This is a genomic window from Brevibacterium sp. UMB1308A (genome assembly GCF_030230605.1).
Taxonomy (GTDB): Bacteria; Actinomycetota; Actinomycetes; order Actinomycetales; family Brevibacteriaceae; genus Brevibacterium.
On the sequence record NZ_JASPDO010000022.1, the window covers coordinates 29,125 to 45,597 of the forward strand.

The 16,473-nt window shown below is 55.6% G+C and carries 16 protein-coding genes and 1 pseudogene; 9 read left to right on the top strand and 8 right to left on the bottom strand.

Annotated features, from left to right (window positions below):
- Positions 1–7: 7 nt before the first annotated feature.
- Positions 8–418 carry an RDD family protein gene (locus QP868_RS09545; RefSeq protein ID WP_284926332.1) on the top strand — a complete coding sequence of 137 codons (411 nt, stop codon included), beginning with the start codon at positions 8–10 and terminating at the stop codon, positions 416–418.
- A 1-nt stretch (position 419) separates the two neighbouring features.
- On the opposite strand, the gene QP868_RS09550 is transcribed toward QP868_RS09545, so the two are convergent.
- Genes QP868_RS09550 through lipB form a run of 3 tightly spaced genes read right to left on the bottom strand, consistent with a single transcriptional unit; the run spans position 420 to position 2,878 of the window.
- Positions 420–1,154: a DUF4191 domain-containing protein gene (locus tag QP868_RS09550; protein WP_284926333.1), complete on the bottom strand. Its 735-nt coding sequence runs from the start codon at positions 1,152–1,154 to the stop codon at positions 420–422.
- Between the two features lie 30 nt (positions 1,155–1,184).
- Entirely contained in the window at positions 1,185–2,225 is a 1,041-nt protein-coding gene (gene lipA / locus QP868_RS09555) for a lipoyl synthase (RefSeq protein WP_284926334.1), read from the bottom strand.
- A gap of 14 nt (positions 2,226–2,239) precedes the next feature.
- Entirely contained in the window at positions 2,240–2,878 is a 639-nt protein-coding gene (gene lipB, locus QP868_RS09560; RefSeq protein WP_284926335.1) for a lipoyl(octanoyl) transferase LipB, read from the bottom strand.
- A gap of 155 nt (positions 2,879–3,033) precedes the next feature.
- Between lipB and QP868_RS09565 the strand changes: the two genes are divergently transcribed.
- A complete protein-coding gene (locus QP868_RS09565) occupies positions 3,034–3,765 on the top strand; it encodes a hypothetical protein (protein ID WP_284926336.1) in 732 nt (243 codons plus the stop codon).
- 58 nt (positions 3,766–3,823) lie between these two features.
- Here the strand turns inward: QP868_RS09565 and sucB are convergent, their stop codons facing one another.
- The 3 genes from sucB to QP868_RS09580 all read right to left on the bottom strand — a co-directional run bounded on the left by sucB (position 3,824) and on the right by QP868_RS09580 (position 8,659).
- The gene (gene sucB, locus QP868_RS09570) at positions 3,824–5,611 is read right to left on the bottom strand and encodes a 2-oxoglutarate dehydrogenase, E2 component, dihydrolipoamide succinyltransferase (RefSeq protein WP_284926337.1); all 1,788 of its coding nucleotides are present in this window, start codon (positions 5,609–5,611) and stop codon (positions 3,824–3,826) included.
- Between the two features lie 15 nt (positions 5,612–5,626).
- The gene (lpdA, locus tag QP868_RS09575) at positions 5,627–7,018 is read right to left on the bottom strand and encodes a dihydrolipoyl dehydrogenase (protein WP_284926338.1); all 1,392 of its coding nucleotides are present in this window, start codon (positions 7,016–7,018) and stop codon (positions 5,627–5,629) included.
- Positions 7,019–7,198: 180 nt separating this feature from the next.
- A complete protein-coding gene (locus QP868_RS09580) occupies positions 7,199–8,659 on the bottom strand; it encodes a leucyl aminopeptidase (RefSeq protein ID WP_284926339.1) in 1,461 nt (486 codons plus the stop codon).
- Here QP868_RS09580 and QP868_RS09585 point away from each other — a divergent pair.
- A complete protein-coding gene (locus QP868_RS09585; RefSeq protein WP_284926340.1) occupies positions 8,614–9,795 on the top strand; it encodes a quinone-dependent dihydroorotate dehydrogenase in 1,182 nt (393 codons plus the stop codon). The two genes, QP868_RS09580 and QP868_RS09585, sit on opposite strands and share 46 nt — an antisense overlap.
- Here the strand turns inward: QP868_RS09585 and QP868_RS09590 are convergent.
- A complete protein-coding gene (locus tag QP868_RS09590; RefSeq protein WP_005884806.1) occupies positions 9,770–10,387 on the bottom strand; it encodes a DUF3043 domain-containing protein in 618 nt (205 codons plus the stop codon). The genes QP868_RS09585 and QP868_RS09590 overlap by 26 nt on opposite strands.
- 12 nt (positions 10,388–10,399) lie before the next feature.
- On the opposite strand from QP868_RS09590, the gene QP868_RS09595 reads away from it, so the two are divergent.
- The 6 genes from QP868_RS09595 to QP868_RS09620 all read left to right on the top strand — a co-directional run bounded on the left by QP868_RS09595 (position 10,400) and on the right by QP868_RS09620 (position 16,031).
- Positions 10,400–11,818 carry a dipeptidase gene (locus QP868_RS09595; protein WP_284926341.1) on the top strand — a complete coding sequence of 473 codons (1,419 nt, stop codon included), beginning with the start codon at positions 10,400–10,402 and terminating at the stop codon, positions 11,816–11,818.
- An 80-nt stretch (positions 11,819–11,898) separates the two neighbouring features.
- Positions 11,899–12,240, top strand: a complete 342-nt coding sequence (locus QP868_RS09600) for a HesB/IscA family protein (RefSeq protein WP_005884802.1) — start codon at positions 11,899–11,901, stop codon at positions 12,238–12,240.
- A gap of 37 nt (positions 12,241–12,277) precedes the next feature.
- Positions 12,278–12,916 carry a leucyl/phenylalanyl-tRNA--protein transferase gene (aat, locus tag QP868_RS09605; protein WP_284926342.1) on the top strand — a complete coding sequence of 213 codons (639 nt, stop codon included), beginning with the start codon at positions 12,278–12,280 and terminating at the stop codon, positions 12,914–12,916.
- A 114-nt stretch (positions 12,917–13,030) separates the two neighbouring features.
- On the top strand, positions 13,031–13,921 hold the full coding sequence (ctaC, locus tag QP868_RS09610) for an aa3-type cytochrome oxidase subunit II (protein ID WP_284926343.1): 891 nt from the start codon (positions 13,031–13,033) through the stop codon (positions 13,919–13,921).
- Positions 13,921–15,633 (top strand): aa3-type cytochrome oxidase subunit I, encoded by a 1,713-nt coding sequence (gene ctaD, locus QP868_RS09615; protein WP_284926344.1) that lies wholly within the window; start codon positions 13,921–13,923, stop codon positions 15,631–15,633. The genes ctaC and ctaD overlap by 1 nt, the downstream gene beginning before the upstream one ends.
- Positions 15,630–16,031: a cytochrome c oxidase subunit 4 gene (locus QP868_RS09620; protein ID WP_284926345.1), complete on the top strand. Its 402-nt coding sequence runs from the start codon at positions 15,630–15,632 to the stop codon at positions 16,029–16,031. The genes ctaD and QP868_RS09620 overlap by 4 nt, the downstream gene beginning before the upstream one ends.
- A 97-nt stretch (positions 16,032–16,128) precedes the next feature.
- Here QP868_RS09620 and QP868_RS09625 read toward each other — a convergent pair.
- Positions 16,129–16,473 (bottom strand): annotated as a pseudogene (locus tag QP868_RS09625) (IS256 family transposase); the annotation flags it as partial.

Below are 16,473 nucleotides of genomic sequence, written 5' to 3' on the forward strand. Positions count from 1 at the left end.
TGGGCGGGTGACTCGAACAGCAGGCTCGCAGTCGGCCAACGACTACCCAGGTAAGAAGTACGGATTCCCTCAGTCGGGACGAGGTTCCGTCGCTCCCGTCATTCGTCGCTTGGGGGCGCTCTTCATTGACTGGGGGATAGCCTTTGGCTTTTCTGTTCTGTTTTTTGACAACAACGAGTGGGTCACTTGGGTGCTGTACTCGCTTGAAGTGCTCATTATGTTGCCACTGTTGGGGTACACGATCGGGTACCGAGTTTTCGGCCTGCTGCTCATGACAACAGAGGGTCAAAAAGTGAACGTGCTACGTGTCCTGTTACGTCACCTTGCGTTCTGCCTGGTGATCCCGGCGATCATTTATGATCCTGACCGCCGAGGTCTCCACGACTACGCAGCGAAATCGGTTGTGGTTCGGAGTTAACTTAGCGACCTCGGATTGCGCGACGGTCGGGACGCGCACGGTTAGGGTCAATGCCCTTGGGGATAGGTGGCCGGCTGGTCATCGATCCCAGTGAGGAGAGGCGTTTGCGAACTGCCAGAACTTCGTCCTTGTGCAGTTTGCGTGGCAACTTGTGCACGGTGGACACAAGGTTGTCCATGGGCACCTGGTCCTTACCCTCGCCTGCTTGAATGATGGTGACAGGCACATTCGGAAGCACACGCTCGTGACGCTTGCGCTCTTTTTCAAGCATCTTGTACGTGCGATTAGCCGGGCCTTCGCTGACAAGCACAACACCACCTCGGCCGGTGGAGCGGAACACCATGTCCTTGGTGCGCGGATCAACCGCGATGGGCTGTTCATCCATGAGCCAGCTCCTGCGAGCCGAGTTCAAAACAGCGCCAATCGCACCGGGCTTCCCACGCATTTCAGCAAACGCGGCTTTCTCCGCGTAACGTCCCAAAATCCACAGGGCAAAAACAATACCGCCCATGAACCCGAGGATTCCCCATAGCCACACGGGTGGAAGGAGGAGTCCAATGAGCACACCCACAAGCGTGATACCCGCGACCGCGGCAAGCATGATCCACGGAAGCGCTGGGTAGTGTTTGCGTGCAAGCTTAAACACTTCGCGCATCTGCGCGATGCGACCGGGATTTGCAGGGTCCTTGGGTTTACGTTTGAACAGTCCTCGGGAACGTTTTTCTTTGTCAGCCATAGTCTCTCGTTTGTGTACTTCTACTTCGACCTAGAATTTTACCTCTTCGCCAGCACCAAACGTATCAACCACCGACTGTGCCTCCTGCTTTGCAGGGAATTCCTTGTCGAGGTGACTTAAGTGAGCAGGGATTTCTTGTCCACGTTTACGCATCGCACCAGCCCACAGGCGTCCTGCTCGGTAGGACGAACGCACCAGCGGACCTGACATGACACCCAAGAAGCCGATCTCCAGGGCAGCGTCACGCAGTTCAACGAAGTCCTGTGGCTTGACCCAACGGTCGATGGGGTGGTGGAGAGAGCTGGGCCGCAGGTACTGGGTGATGGTCACGAGGTCGGTTCCCGCTTCGTGCAGATCGCGTAGAGCTTCAATAGCTTCTTCGTTGGTTTCGCCCATTCCCAAAATAAGGTTCGATTTGGTGATGAGCCCGGCCTTGCGTGCTTTTGTCAGCACTTCAAGCGAACGTTCGTAACGGAAAGCGGGGCGAATGCGCTTAAAGATCCTTGGTACTGTCTCGAGGTTGTGGCCCAAGACTTCTGGTCGCGATGAGAACACTTCATCGAGGGCGTCGTCCCTGTTTTGGAAGTCAGGAATGAGCAGTTCGACACCAGTTCCCTGACCGTCCGGGTGTTCAAGGGCGTGAATCCGGCGCACAGTTTCGGCGTAGATCCATGCACCGCCGTCCGGAAGATCATCGCGCGCAACACCGGTCACGGTTGAGTAGCGAAGGCCCATCTTGGCTACCGACTCTGCAACACGTCGCGGTTCGTCGCGGTCGAGCTCTTGTGGCTTTCCGGTGTCGATCTGGCAGAAGTCACAACGACGCGTACACTGCTCGCCACCGATGAGGAAGGTTGCTTCTCGGTCTTCCCAGCATTCGAAGATGTTCGGACAGCCGGCTTCTTCACACACCGTGTTGAGCTTGGAGTTACGGACTAAAGATTTGAGTTCGGTAAACTCTGGCCCGATGTTTGCTTTAGCCTTGATCCACTTAGGCTTGTCCTCAATAGGCGTTTGCTGGTTACGTGCTTCAACTCGAAGCAGTTTGCGACCTTCAGGAGCAATTGTCACTTTTTAATTCCTTCTTATGCGGTGATGTGTTCGTTCAAAAGTTCAATCAAGCGGTCTGCTACGTCGCTGGGGTTGACGGTTCTACCAATCTCTGCAGAAATTGACGTGACACCAGCATCAGCAATGCCGCATGGAACGATCATGTCGAATCCTGCGTTGGAGTTCGAGCAGTTGAGGGCAAGACCGTGCATGGCCACTCCCTGGTGGATACGAATCCCGATCGCTAAAATCTTGCGTTCTGGTTGTGTGTCGGTTGCTGGCAACCATACCCCCGAGCGTCCTTCGACCTGGCCTGCCTGAATACCGTATTCGGCCAACAGGGCAATGCCGGCCTTTTCGATCTGATCCACGTACAGGCGAACCTGGTGGGCTTCACGCAGGCGGTAAATAGGGTAGACAACCAGCTGGCCGGGGCCGTGCCACGTGATTTTCCCACCTCGGTCGATATCGATAACAGGAGTACCGTCCTGAGGTCTCTCGTGGGGTTCTGTGCGTTTGCCAGCTGTGTACGTAGCGCTGTGCTCGAGCACGAGCAGGGTTGATTCCCGTGTCCCATTCACCACGTCGCTGTGGTACTGGTTCTGCACGTCGAGTGCATCTGTGTAGTCAACAAACTCGGGAGCGAAACCCAACTTTTCGACAATGAAAGCCATACCGATAACCCTAGACCGGATAGTGTCGACACCCAAATACAAAGTGACGAACATGACACTCTAGTTTTTCTTACACTCACAAAGTATGCTAAATAACATCAAACGATATCAAACAGCGTTGTTTGGTTGTTGAAAGCATGAACGGATCTAGTGTCATGGAACCCATCGAAGAATACTTACGGAACCTCCATAAGAAGAACAACAGCAGCACTTCTCAGTCATCCGACCCTCCCAAAGAGGAGGAACCTGAAGCACCTGAACCATTGAACGAGCATTCACCTGACGCGGCCAACGCGCCCACAACGGAGTTGCCAACGGTTGTCGCCGCACTGCGAAAAAACGAACCGGAAGGCACTCAAAAGCGGGGTACTCCCAAACAGAGAAGTCGTACACAACCCACCAGAAAAAACAGACGCACCCAAAAACGACCTCGGCGCTATGACCTCATTATCATGGCTGCAGGAGTGGTACTCGTTGCTGTGATTGTCATGCTCGCCTTTGTTCCACGGGGCAGTGAGCAGACTGTTGCCCAAAGCGCTCCTAGTGGTTCGGAGAAACGACCAACTCACGAAGAGTCAGCCCATGATGCCGTGATTCGTTTGTGCAATGAACGAGCTCTGGCCTTCAGTACGGCCGATGAAAAACTCTTGCGCTCTCTTACCGTGGACGGTTCACCTGCACGGCAGGCAGAAAAATTCGATGATCTTCACAAGTACGGGGGAGTGGACATCGCAATTGACGCTACCGACATCGACGTGGCCAGCGAGACGAATGATTCTGCCGTCGTTACCGCAACAGTCACCGCTCACCCGGAGAAGGGCGTGCGTCTGACACTCACACTCAAGAAGGTGGACAAGCGGTGGCGCGTTTGGGAGGTCACAGAGTAGACATAGATAAACAAAGCGGGAGGTGCATACACACCTCCCGCTTTGTTCTTAGCTCGACTTACAGGTCAAGGTCAGCTTCGAAGTTTCCTTCTTCCAAACGAGCCTTGATGGTCTGCAGGAAGCGACCTGCGTCAGCACCATCAACCAGTTCGTGGTTGTAGGTCAGCGGCAGGTAGACCATGTCGCGGATCGCGATGGACTCTTCGCCGTCCTCAGTCTTCACTACGACTGGGCGCTTGGTGATCACACCGGTGCCCAGAATTCCCATCTGAGGTGCATTGATGATTGGCGTGTCAAACAGCGCGCCTACTGAGCCGATGTTGGTGATGGTGAAGGTTCCACCAGACAGTTCATCGGGTCCGATCTTTCCAGAACGCGTGCGCTCTGCAAGGTCGTCGATCGACTTCGACAGTTCAGCCAGCGACATTCCACCTGCGTCCTTGACAACCGGAACCAGCAGCCCACGTTCGGTGTCTACCGCGATTGCCAGGTTTTCGTGGTCGAAGTAGGTGATTTCCTTAGCGTCAACGTCGTACTGTGCGTTGACCTTAGGGTGAACCTGCAGGGCTTCGACAACAGCCTTTGCGAAGAACGGCAAGTAGGTGAGTTTCACGCCGTGAGTGCTCTGGAATGCGTCCTTGTGCTGCTTGCGCAGACGCGAAACGCGAGTCATGTCCACTTCGATCACCTGGGTGAGCTGAGCGGAGTTCTGGAGCGAATCGCGCATACGTGATGCGATTGTCTGGCGAATGCGGGAAGCCTTCTGCGTGGTGCCACGCAGCTTCTTCACGTCCTCTGGGATTTCCACCTTGTGTGGGCCCTTTGGAGCAGCCGGCGCCGAGGTGGTTGCAGCTGGCGAAGAAGAAACAGCGTTGACGACGTCTTCCTTGCGGATACGTCCGCCAACACCCGTTCCTTCGACGGTGTCCAGATCCACGCCCTTTTCGCGTGCAAGCTTGCGCACCAGAGGAGTCACATAAGCGCCAGCGTTTGGACGTGAAATGCCCTTGACCGACTGTGTCTTGACTTCTGCAGGTGCGTCAGCTTCCTTCTTAGGCTCTTCCTTAGGAGCCTCTTCAGCCTTGGCTTGTTCCTTCGGCTCTTCCTTCTTAGGTTCTTCCTTAGGAGCCTCTTCAGCCTTGGCTTGTTCCTTCGGCTCTTCCTTCGGCTCGTCGTCCTGTGCAGAAGAGTCGTCAGCGGAAGCGTCGCCGGATCCAATGCGAGCCAGTGGAGCACCGACCTCAACCTCTTCGTCTTCAGCAGCGAGCTGCTCAAGAAGAACGCCGGCTACGGGTGAAGGGATTTCGGTGTCGACCTTGTCGGTCGAAACCTCGACGAGTGGTTCGTCGACCTCGACTTCCTCGCCAACTTCTTTGAGCCAGCGAGTAATGGTTCCTTCGGTCACCGACTCACCCAGAGCAGGCATAGGAACCTCGCTTGATTCACCCGATGAAGCTGGCTTCGAGTCGTCCGACTTTTCTTCTGACGCCTCCTCAGACGAGTCTTCCTCAGCGCTGTCATCGCGTGAAGCGTCTTCGGCAGGTGCTTCCTCTGCTTCTTCCTGAGGCTCTTCTTCAGCTTTGTCATCTGACGAGTCGCCACCACCGGAGCCATCGCCAATGATCGCGAGGTCTCCACCAACTTCTACAACGTCGTCCACATCAGCAAGAATCTTTTCGAGGACACCTGCGTACGGGCTAGGGATTTCGGTGTCGACCTTGTCGGTCGAAACCTCAAGTAACGGTTCGTCGACTTCAACTTCTTCGCCGACTTCTTTGAGCCAGCGAGTAACGGTACCTTCGGTGACGGATTCACCGAGGGCCGGCATCTGTACGGAGTTAGACATGTATTTTCCCCTGAATCAGTTGTGGAAGTGGAGTGGCTTACCGGCAAGGGCGAGCATAGCTTCGCCGATTGCTTCGTTCTGAGTTGGGTGTCCGTGGATCAGGTGTGCGACTTCTTCTGGGAATGCTTCCCAGTTGATGATGAGCTGCGCTTCACCAACCTGTTCGGAGAAACGTGCTCCAATTCCGCACAGACCCACAACCGGCCCTTCCTTGACGCGGACAGCCTTAACGAAGCCGTTGGTCTTGAGAATCGCAGACTTCGCGTTACCGCCCAGTGGGAACTTCACGCTTGCGATCTTGTCTTCGCCATACTTTTCTTTAGCCTGGTCCTCGGTGAGTCCCACGGAGAAGATTTCGGGTTCTGAGTAGGTGGCGCGTGGCACACCGTTTTCATCGACTGGAGTTGGTTCAAGTCCCGCAATTTCTTCCGCTACGAAGATTCCGTGACCGAAAGAACGGTGCGCCAGCTGCAGACCAGGAACAATGTCACCGATTGCCCAGATGTTACCAACGCCGGTGTGCAGACGTTCATTGGTGACAACGAATCCACGGTCGAGCTTGATACCAGCTTCTTCATAACCGAAGCCAGCAGTCACCGGTCCACGACCAACAGCGACAAGAAGAACATCAGCTTCGAGTTCTGAACCGTCTTCGAGCTGAACCTTTACGCCGTTGTCGTCCTGTTCGACGCTCTTGAACTTCACGCCCAGTTTGGACTTGATCTTGCGGCGGCGGAATGCCTTTTCAAGTTCCTTCGAAATGTCGGCGTCTTCGTTTGCGACGAGGCGGGGGAGACCTTCAACGATGGTGACTTCCGAACCGAGCGATGACCAGATGCTTGCGAACTCACAACCGATCACACCGCCACCCAGAACGATCGCGCTGCCAGGCACCTCGGTGTGGCTCAAGGCTTCAGTGCTGGTGAGAACGCGTCCGCCAATTTCAATTCCGATGGTCTTAGGTTCGGAACCAGTAGCCAGGATGATGTTCTTTGCTTCAAGCTCAAGTTCACCCTCGTCGGTCGACACAGTCACAGTCGACTGGTCCTTGAGCTTGGCTTCACCGCTAATCAGGTCGACACCGTCGGCCTTGATCATGCCGGACAGACCCTTGTGGTTACGGTCGACAATTCCGTCTTTGAACTTGACCGCCGCTTCCATGTCTACACCCTGGAACTCGGAAAGGATTCCGAAGCTCTTGGAGTCGCGAACGTTGTGCGCGATTTCGGCTACGTGCAACAGCGCCTTAGTGGGAATGCACCCACGGTGGAGGCACGTACCGCCCACCTTGTCGCGTTCGATAAGTGCGACCTTCATGTCAAGCTGTGAAGCACGGATTGCAGCCGAGTAGCCAGCTGTTCCGCCTCCCAGAATGACCAAGTCGTACGAGTTCTTAGAATCAACCACGATGAGCTCCTCATACTCGTGAAAACAAATTGCCGTATCAGCGGTTACTCTTATCTTTCCACGAACTGGGAAAAATTTGGCAACACGTTGCGGGAAGAAAGCCGAATGTGGTGCGAACAACACAAAGGTTCACACCACATTCCATGCTTCACGTCCGCATAACCGCTTGCGTGCTTAGGGTTATTTGCTCAGTCCTCGGGCGACTTCAATGAGCGTCCGCACTGGAACACCAGTCCCACCTTCGGGCGTGTAACCCCATGGGCTTGTTGTGAACGACGGACCGGCAATGTCGATGTGTGCCCATTCCGTTCCTTCTTCAATGAATTCCTTCAGGAAGATACCGGCTGCGAGCATTCCACCCTCGCGTGTACCGGAGTTCTTCAGGTCTGCAGTCGCGGAGCGGAACTGGTCGCGGATTTCCTCGGGGAATGGCATTGGCCACATCTGTTCGCCAGCTGCGTGAGCTGCTTCACAGACGTTGTCGCGCGCAGCCTCGGTCCCCATCACACCCGTCGTGCGCTTACCCAGCGCCACAATCTGAGCGCCGGTCAGCGTTGCAATGTCAATGACAACGTCCGGGTTGTCCTTCTGTGCGGAAACCAGACCGTCAGCCAGCACCAGGCGCCCTTCAGCGTCGGTGTTGGTAACTTCAACGGTCTTACCACCCAGAATCGTGACAACATCTGAGGGACGCTGAGCGTTGCCGTCAGGCATGTTCTCAGCCAGGCACAGCCATGCGGTGACCTTGACGTTCAGCCCGAGGTCGGCAACGGCGAACAATGTGTGTGCGGCTGCCGCTGCACCACCCATGTCCGACTTCATCTCTTCCATCGACTGGGCAGGCTTGAGCGACAGTCCACCAGAGTCGAACGTGATTCCCTTACCCACAAGCGCCAAGTGCTTCTCAGCCTTCTTGGGGGAGTACTCGAGCTTAACCAAACGAGGACCACGTGCGGATCCACGTCCCACGCCGTGCAGACCACCGTAACCGTTTTCTTCCAGGTACTTGGCGTCGTAAATCGTAGCCTTGACCTTACGCCCCTTGGAGAGTTCGCTGACACGGTTAGCAAAAGTCTCTGGGTACAGGTCCAGCGGAGGCTGGTTCACGAGGTCACGCGCACCAATCACACCGGAAGCGATGATGTGAGCTTCTTCAACAGCGTCCTTGAACTTCTTAGCGGTGATAACAGTGATCTCAGAAGCGGTCTTCTTCTTGTCGTTCACATAGTCGTTGTAGCGGTACGCACCCAAGACGGCGCCCAACGTGATAGCAGCTGCGACCTCGGCGGTGGGGGTGGGGAGCGCAAAGGCGACAGAGACCTCGGCGTCCAACCCGCGGGTAAATGACCCCACATGCTGACGCAACTTTTCGAGGTCATCTTCCAACTTCTCAACTTCACCAACGCCAATGACCGCGACGCTTTTCGCACTTACACCTTTGGGCGCAACGACACGCACTGACGAACCAGCTTTACCAGCGAAGTCGATCGCATCAAGCGCGCCTGTGAGCTCTTTGACGACCGATTTGTCCAACTCAGCGAGAACAGCGCCGTTGTGTGTTTTCGCTACGACCAAAATGTCAGCCTTCACCTTCGATGCAGAAACATTCGAAGCCGACACTGAAACCGGGACTGTTGGCATTAGTAACATTCCTTCCGTTTATTGGGTTCTTTTCGATACTAGACCAACCGGCCGGATACGATGAGAGTGTGTATGACTTCTTGTTTCGTAACGTCCTGACTCACGTCGACCCAGAACGCGCACACCACATGAGCTTGACTGCGCTCAGGGCGCTGGATACGGCAGGTCTTGGTTCCTATTTCGCCGAGATGTACGGGACAGCGCCCGATCCAGCGAACGTGCTTGGCCTTCGGTTTCCTAACCGTGTGGGGCTGGCAGCAGGGTTCGACAAAAATGGTAGCGCGATCCGTGCTCTTGCACGTCTGGGTTTTGGCCACATTGAAGTCGGCACGATCACCGCCCACTCACAACCGGGCAACCCTAAGCCTCGCCTGTTTAGGCTCACAGATCACGAAGCGATTCTTAACCGCATGGGCTTTAACAACGACGGAGCCCGGCAGGCCGTCTTCAACATCCGGGCTGAGCTCAAGAAGTTGCGGGTGCTACCTGAGTCACGAAGGCCCATCGTTGGGATCAACATTGGGAAGACCAAGGTCGTTCCTGCCGAAGACGCGGTCAGCGACTACGCGACCTCGGCACGCCTTTTGAGCCCCCTTGCGGACTATATGGTCATCAACGTCAGCTCACCCAACACGCCGGGGCTACGCGACCTACAAGCGATCGACACGTTGCGTCCCATTGTTGACGCCGTGCGCGCTGAAGCAGATGAGGCTGTGCGCAATCCACGCTCGACTCTGGGTCACGTACCACTACTCGTGAAGATTGCGCCTGATCTGAATGACCAGGACATTCTAGAAGTCACTGACATGTGCATCGATGCTGGCGTTGACGGGCTCATCTGCACGAACACCACAATTAACCGTGAGGTTTTAAGCGGAAAAGACAAGGAGCTGGCCCAAGCAGAAGCCGGTGGCATCTCTGGGCGCCCGGTTGCTGACAGGTCGCTCGAGGTGTTGCGCCTCATCAGGTCTCACACCGACGCGCTCACGTTGGTTTCCGTAGGCGGAATAGAAACTGCGGCCCACGCTCACGAGCGTCTGGCCGCAGGTGCGTCGCTGGTGCAGGGCTACACGGGAATGATCTACCGCGGACCCGGCTGGGCGTCACAGATTACGAAGGGTATTCGCCACGCTTAACCTTGGCGCGCGGCGTGCGCAGAACCCGTAGCTGGATGGCGCGCATAGTCGCGTAGAAACCGAGTCCGCGTTCCAGGTTCTCCTTGCCCCCGAACTTTTGGGCCATACGTCCTCGGAGCTGATAGTTGAGGAAGATCGAATCCAGGATGATCAAGGCAAACAGTCCGTACACCACGATTGTCGCGTACAACTGAATCTGCTGATTGCTGAAAATCCCCACGATCAAAACAACCACGGCCACGGGGATCAGTAGCTCGCCAATCGAAAACCGCGCGTCCACAAAGTCACGCACGTAGCGTCGCTGCGGCCCTCTGTCGCGGGCAGTCAAGTAACGCTCGTCACCCTCGAGGACACCTCGGCGGGCCTCATCACGTTGTTTCGCCATTTCCGCACGGTACTTACGCTTCGCCTCTTTCCGGTCATCGGGCACCAGCGAGCGTTTCCGCTTCGCTTCCTGCTCTTTGCGGGTGGGCGTGGGCCTGTTCTTTTTAGCTTCGGCATCACGAACGGTCGGCTCTTCTGGAGCCGTGTTCTGCTCAACTTCCTGAGCATCCGTCGCTTTGTCTTTTTTCCGTCCAAACACGCCCAACATAGTATCGGAAGTATGACTAACAACTCGCACCCCGCCCAGGCGGGACACCCAGATTCAGCTGTTTCCGACGTTTTGACGCCCGAATCTCTACGCGCGGCCCTCGACGCAGAGTTTGATCGCGTGCTCGCTCAACTCTCGGAGTTGGTCGCCATCGAGTCTGTCGCATGGCCGGCCTATGATCGCGCACATGTAGAAAAGAGCGCCGAGGTCGTCGCCCAGATGGCGCGCGAACTTGCCTTTGATTCGGTAGAGATTCTCACCGCAACAACCCCCAGCGGGGAAGAAGGCTACCCAGCTGTTGTTGCGCGCAAAGCAGCACCAGAAGGTCGCCCCACCGTTGTCCTGTATGCCCACCACGACGTTCAGCCCACCGGCGACGTTGCGCTGTGGAATACCGAACCCTTCGTCGCAACTGTCAAAGGCGACCGCATGTACGGACGTGGAGCCGCCGATGACAAAGCCGGTGTCATGGTGCACTTAGCTGCGCTCAAGCTCTTAGGGGACAAACTCAACGTGGGGGTGGTCCTCTTCATCGAAGGTGAAGAAGAAGCCGGCTCGCCTAGCTTCAACAACTTCCTCCACACGTACCGGGACAAACTCGAAGGCGACGTGATCGTGGTGGCCGACTCTGGTAACTGGGCCGAACGCGTGCCAGCGCTCACCGTGAGCCTCCGCGGCATGGTTGCTCTTGAGTTCTCGCTCACAACGCTCAACCACTCTGTTCACTCTGGAATGTACGGAGGCCTCGTTCCCGATGCGGGCATGGCGATGATTCGCCTGCTGAACACGCTCCATAACGATGACGGCTCCGTTGCGGTAGAGGGGCTCGTTCAGAATGAGGACGTTGCAAACGACTACGACGAAGCGACAATCCGCAAGGACTCCGGCGTTCTCGACAGCACCGAACTGATTGGGTCCGGTCCATTCGCAAGTCGCGTGTGGTCCAAGCCTGCGCTCACTGTAATTGGCATCGACATTCCGGACGTCGACCACTCGTCGAACACTCTGCAAGCGTCAGTACGTGCCAAAGTTTCCATGCGTCTGGCACCCGGCCAGGACCCACAGGACGCTTTGTCGAAGCTCAAGCAGCACGTAGAGGAAAATGTTCCATTTGGCGCAACCTTGGAGTTTGGCCCAGAGGAGTCGGGTGCACCGTGGCAAGCCAATCTGGACGACCCGCGTGTGGCTGTTGCTAAACAAGCAATCAGCGACGGGTTCGGCACAGACGTCGTCGATATGGGACTCGGTGGGTCCATTCCTTTTATCGCGGACCTGTTAGAAGTTTTCCCACAAGCGTCGATCTTGGTCACAGGAATTGAAGACCCTGATACACGTGCCCACAGCGCAAATGAGTCTCTATTCTTGCCGGACTTCAAGTCAGCGATCGTTTCAGAAGCTCTGCTTCTTCACCGGTTAGGTCAGTCGGAATAGAATAATCGGAATAGAATGCGCGTACAGTACGTTACGCATGAACGGACGACGTGTGACGGAATACTTATTAAGGAGAACACATGACCGCAACAGCAACGCACGGTGTTGAACTCTCAACGGTTGCCGCCGACAAAGTCCGTAGCCTCCTTGAACAGGAAGGTCGCGACGACCTCCGTCTGCGCATTGCGGTGCAACCAGGCGGATGCTCCGGGCTCATTTACCAGCTCTATTTCGACGAGCGCGTCCTCGATGGTGACGCGGTTCGTGACTTCGACGGGGTTGAAGTCATCGTTGACCGCATGAGTGTTCCCTACTTGGACGGCTCAACTATCGACTTTTCAGACACCATCGAAAAGCAAGGCTTCACCATCGACAACCCCAACGCTCAGGGATCCTGCGCGTGCGGTGACTCCTTCAGCTAAAAGCTGGATCACCGCGTAAACTGCGACGACCTCGGCGATGGACCCCAGGGACCTGTGTTGCGTCAGCAACGAACTCACGGTGCCTGGGGTCCTTTCTGCTTACCGCAGTGGACTCTTCCCTATGGGGCTAGGTGAACAGGGGAGTGGCCCAATAGGGTGGTGGTCGCCCGTGAATCGTGGGGTATTGCTCCCTGGGGGCTTGCGCGTGAGTAAGAGCCTGCGGAAGTCGATGCGCCGGTTCACGTTTTCTTGTGATGCCGCCTTTCCCGAGGTCGTTGATGCGTGCGCTGACCCAGACCGTCCGGGCGCATGGATCACGCCAGCTATTCGCGATTTGTATTGCAAGCTCCACGACCTAGGAGTTGCACATTCGGTTGAAGTCTGGCGGGATGGCTGTCTGGTAGGTGGTCTCTACGGCGTGTGGTTGGGAAGGCTGTTCGCCGGCGAATCGATGTTTCACCGTGTGACTGATGCGTCGAAAGCGGCACTTGTAGAGCTGGTTCGTACCCTGGATGCCGAGTGTGGCGATACCTGGATCATCGACACGCAGTGGCAAACCCCGCACTTAGCGAGCTTGGGTGTGTCGCAGATGTGGGCGGGCGAATACCGTGATCGGCTTGAGCTAGCGCTACACGATGTAGATTTTTCAGGAATTTCCCATAAATCGGGCAGTTAACGTGAATTTCTACCGCATGTAGCGGTAAGGTGTATTCGTCAAGGTTTGTGCTCGGACTTTTTGGCTGGCTTTTTGCCGGGCATTACGGTTCGACTAGGTTTCGAAAGGCTGCACGTGGATTCTCCGAATCAGCCAGTACGCAAGCCCGGCGCACGCTGGGCTAAGCGAGTTGGCGTATTAGGCGGACTAGCCAGCACGGTACTTCTCGCAGGTTGTACAAAAGAGCAGTGGGAAGTCGGCTTCTTCCCCCCAGAATCAAAAGGTGCAACTAGCCACACCGACCATTACATCGCGTTGTGGAACGGTAGTTGGATCGCGTTGCTGGCCGTAGGTGCTATCACCTGGGGCCTCATGCTGTTCTGCATCATTGCTTACCGCCGTCGCAAGAATGACCGCGGTCTGCCCGTTCAGGTGCAGTACAACATGCCGGTTGAAATCATGTACACCGTTCTCCCCATCATCTTGGTTGTGGGCTTCTTCTTCGCAACTGTGAACACACTCGACAAAACGGTGTATGACGACACGCCAGGCGAAGTGAAGGTCGAGGTTGTTGGTAAGCAGTGGGCTTGGGACTTCAACTATCTGACTGAAAACGCGTACTACGGCGGAAAGCAGGTCAACCTCGACGGGACCGAACAGCCTGGAATCGACGCACCGACTCTGTACCTCCCATCGAACACCGACGTCGAGATCGAACTGCGGTCTCGCGATGTCATCCACTCATTCTGGGTTCCTGCATTCCTCGAAAAACGTGACATGATCCCAGGTCGCACTGAGAAGATTCACCTTCGCATGGACAAGGAAGGCGAATACCTCGGAAAGTGTGCCGAACTTTGCGGTGAGTTCCACGCAGAAATGATCTTCAACGTCAAGGTTGTTCCTCTTGACGAGTACAAGGCGTACACCGAAAAGCTCAAGGCCGAAGGCAATGAGGGTCGCCTCGGACCAGAGCTGGACCGTACCGAATGGTACAAGAACCCTTACACCAAGGAAGGGGATAAGTAATGACTGCAGTCGTCAATGAAACCCAGTCATCTATTGACGAACCCAAAGTACCTAAGAGCCTGGGTAAAGTCATCGTCAACTGGATGACGTCGACTGACCACAAGACCATTGGGTACATGTACCTGATCACTTCGTTCATCTTCTTCTGCATCGGTGGTGTCATGGCACTGCTGTTGCGCGCCGAGCTCTTCGAGCCAGGCATGCAGTTCATCGAAACGAAGGAACAGTACAACCAGCTGTTCACGATGCACGGAACGATCATGCTCCTGATGTTCGCAACACCGCTGTTTGCTGGTTTCGCGAACGTAATGATGCCTCTGCACATCGGTGCACCTGACGTCGCATTCCCACGTCTGAACGCGTTTGCCTTCTGGCTGTTTCTGTTCGGATCGCTCATCGCGTGCTCCGGATTCCTGACACCTCAGGGTGCCGCATCCTTTGGTTGGACCGCATATGCGCCGTTGAGTAACACGACCTACACGCCGGGTATTGGTGGTCACCTGTGGGTCCTTGGACTTGCGTTCCAGGGCTTCGGAACCATTCTTGGTGGTGTTAACTTCATTACCACCATCATCACGATGCGTGCACCTGGTATGACCATGTTCCGTATGTCCATTTTCTCGTGGAACACCCTCATTACCGGTATCCTCATCCTGATGGCGTTCCCTCCTCTTGCGGCTTCGCTGTTCGCTTTGGGAGCAGACCGTATCTTCGGTGCACACATCTTCAGCCCTGAAACTGGTGGACCGATTCTGTGGCAGCACCTCTTCTGGTTCTTCGGACACCCAGAGGTCTATGTGATTGCGCTTCCATTCTTTGGAATTGTGTCGGAGATCTTCCCTGTCTTTAGCCGTAAGCCAATCTTCGGTTACAAGATGCTGGTCTACGCGACAATCGCCATTGCTGCGCTTTCGATCTCTGTGTGGGCACACCACATGTACGTGACCGGAGCTGTTATGTTGCCGTTCTTCGCGTTCATGACCATGCTCATCGCGGTTCCTACAGGTGTGAAGATCTTCAACTGGATCTTCACCATGTACAAGGGATCCTTGACCTTCGAAACGCCTATGCTCTGGTCAATTGGCTTCCTCGTGAGCTTCGTGTTCGGTGGACTCACCGGTGTGATTCTTGCTAGCCCAGCGCTTGACCAGCAGATCTCTGACTCGTACTTCGTTGTGGCTCACTTCCACTACGTGATCTTCGGAACCGTGGTCTTCGCGATGTTCGCTGGATTCTACTTCTGGTGGCCAAAATGGACTGGAAAGATGCTGAACGAAACCCTGGGTAAGATCCACTTCTGGTTGCTGTTCTTCGGTTTCCACGGCACCTTCTTGGTGCAGCACTGGTTGGGCGCTGAAGGTATGCCACGTCGTTACGCTGACTTCTTGCCACAGGACGGTTGGACGTTCCTCAACCAGGTGTCCACGTGGGGAGCGCTTTTGCTTGCTCTCTCGATGATCCCGTGGTTCTGGAACGTGTGGATCACTGCACGTAACGCTCCTAAGGTTACGGTTGATGACCCATGGGGTTACGGCGGATCGCTCGAGTGGGCAACCTCGTGCCCACCTCCACGCCACAACTTCACGTCACTGCCACGTATCCGTTCAGAGCGTCCTGCGTTTGACGCTAACCACCCTGAACTGTTGGAGCTGGCTGGACACCCTCGCGATTCCTACTCGCTGCCTGCTAAGAACGAAGGAGCTTCCAAGTGAAATCAGCCGGATGGATCATGCTGACCACTGCGTTCTTCTTCATTCCAGTGGGTATTGTGTACGGGTTCCTGACCGACTTCCAAGAAATGGTTGGTTTCCCTGCTCTTATCGTGACCGGCCTCATGTCGATCATGGTTGGTGGCTACATTCTCTTGCACCACAAGAGTGTTGGCGACCAGCCTCAGGACAATGAAGCTGGAGAAATCTCTGACGAGGTGTATGAGTACGGGTTCTACAGCCCATGGTCGTGGTGGCCAATCGTGCTTGCTACCGGTGCAGCTATTGTCTTTATCGGAATCGCAGTTGGCTTTTGGATTACGCCCTTCGGAGCTGCGATTGCACTCGTGGGTCTTGTAGGTCTTGTTTACGAATACGACCGTGGAGACCACGCGCACTAATCTCATATAGATCACTGGGGGCCGCAGCGTTTTTACGCTGTGGCCCCTTTGCGTATCTGGGGGTTAATGCTCAAAATGTGTGTATGGGCCTGGCGTGTCAGGGGTGTCTTCCTGCCCATCCTTGTCGGAGTTTGATGCCGTCTTCGTAGGTGAAGCCGGTGTCGTATTCTGCGGGTCCGAGGGGTTCGTCGGGTTGTGTGTTGGTGTGTGGTTTTGGTGGGTTCCAGTGGGTTTCGGTGACGAAGTCCCAGGGGTTTTTGGGGTTGTGTGTGGCTTTGTAGAGCAGCCAGTCGATGCCTCGGCGGGCGTGGTTGATGGTGAGTCCGCGGTGGTTTCTTAGGAAGTTTTTGATGGCTTTGTTCGGACCTCCTTCTAGCGAGTTGATTGTGTTCGCGACTGGTTGGGTTGTGTGGGTGTTCAGCCAGGTGAAGAGCTCGTTAGT

Bases quoted from the DNA above. Each gene is read 5' to 3' on its own strand.
- QP868_RS09550 (WP_284926333.1), bottom strand. From the start codon at position 1,154: ATGGCTGACAAAGAAAAACGTTCCCGAGGACTGTTCAAACGTAAACCC.
- lipB (WP_284926335.1), bottom strand. From the start codon at position 2,878: ATGGCTTTCATTGTCGAAAAGTTGGGTTTCGCTCCCGAGTTTGTTGAC.
- QP868_RS09565 (WP_284926336.1), top strand. From the start codon at position 3,034: ATGGAACCCATCGAAGAATACTTACGGAACCTCCATAAGAAGAACAAC.
- sucB (WP_284926337.1), bottom strand. From the start codon at position 5,611: ATGTCTAACTCCGTACAGATGCCGGCCCTCGGTGAATCCGTCACCGAA.
- QP868_RS09585 (WP_284926340.1), top strand. From the start codon at position 8,614: ATGCAGAAACATTCGAAGCCGACACTGAAACCGGGACTGTTGGCATTA.
- QP868_RS09580 (WP_284926339.1), bottom strand. From the start codon at position 8,659: ATGCCAACAGTCCCGGTTTCAGTGTCGGCTTCGAATGTTTCTGCATCG.
- QP868_RS09590 (WP_005884806.1), bottom strand. From the start codon at position 10,387: ATGTTGGGCGTGTTTGGACGGAAAAAAGACAAAGCGACGGATGCTCAG.
- QP868_RS09595 (WP_284926341.1), top strand. From the start codon at position 10,400: ATGACTAACAACTCGCACCCCGCCCAGGCGGGACACCCAGATTCAGCT.
- QP868_RS09600 (WP_005884802.1), top strand. From the start codon at position 11,899: ATGACCGCAACAGCAACGCACGGTGTTGAACTCTCAACGGTTGCCGCC.
- aat (WP_284926342.1), top strand. From the start codon at position 12,278: ATGGACCCCAGGGACCTGTGTTGCGTCAGCAACGAACTCACGGTGCCT.
- ctaD (WP_284926344.1), top strand. From the start codon at position 13,921: ATGACTGCAGTCGTCAATGAAACCCAGTCATCTATTGACGAACCCAAA.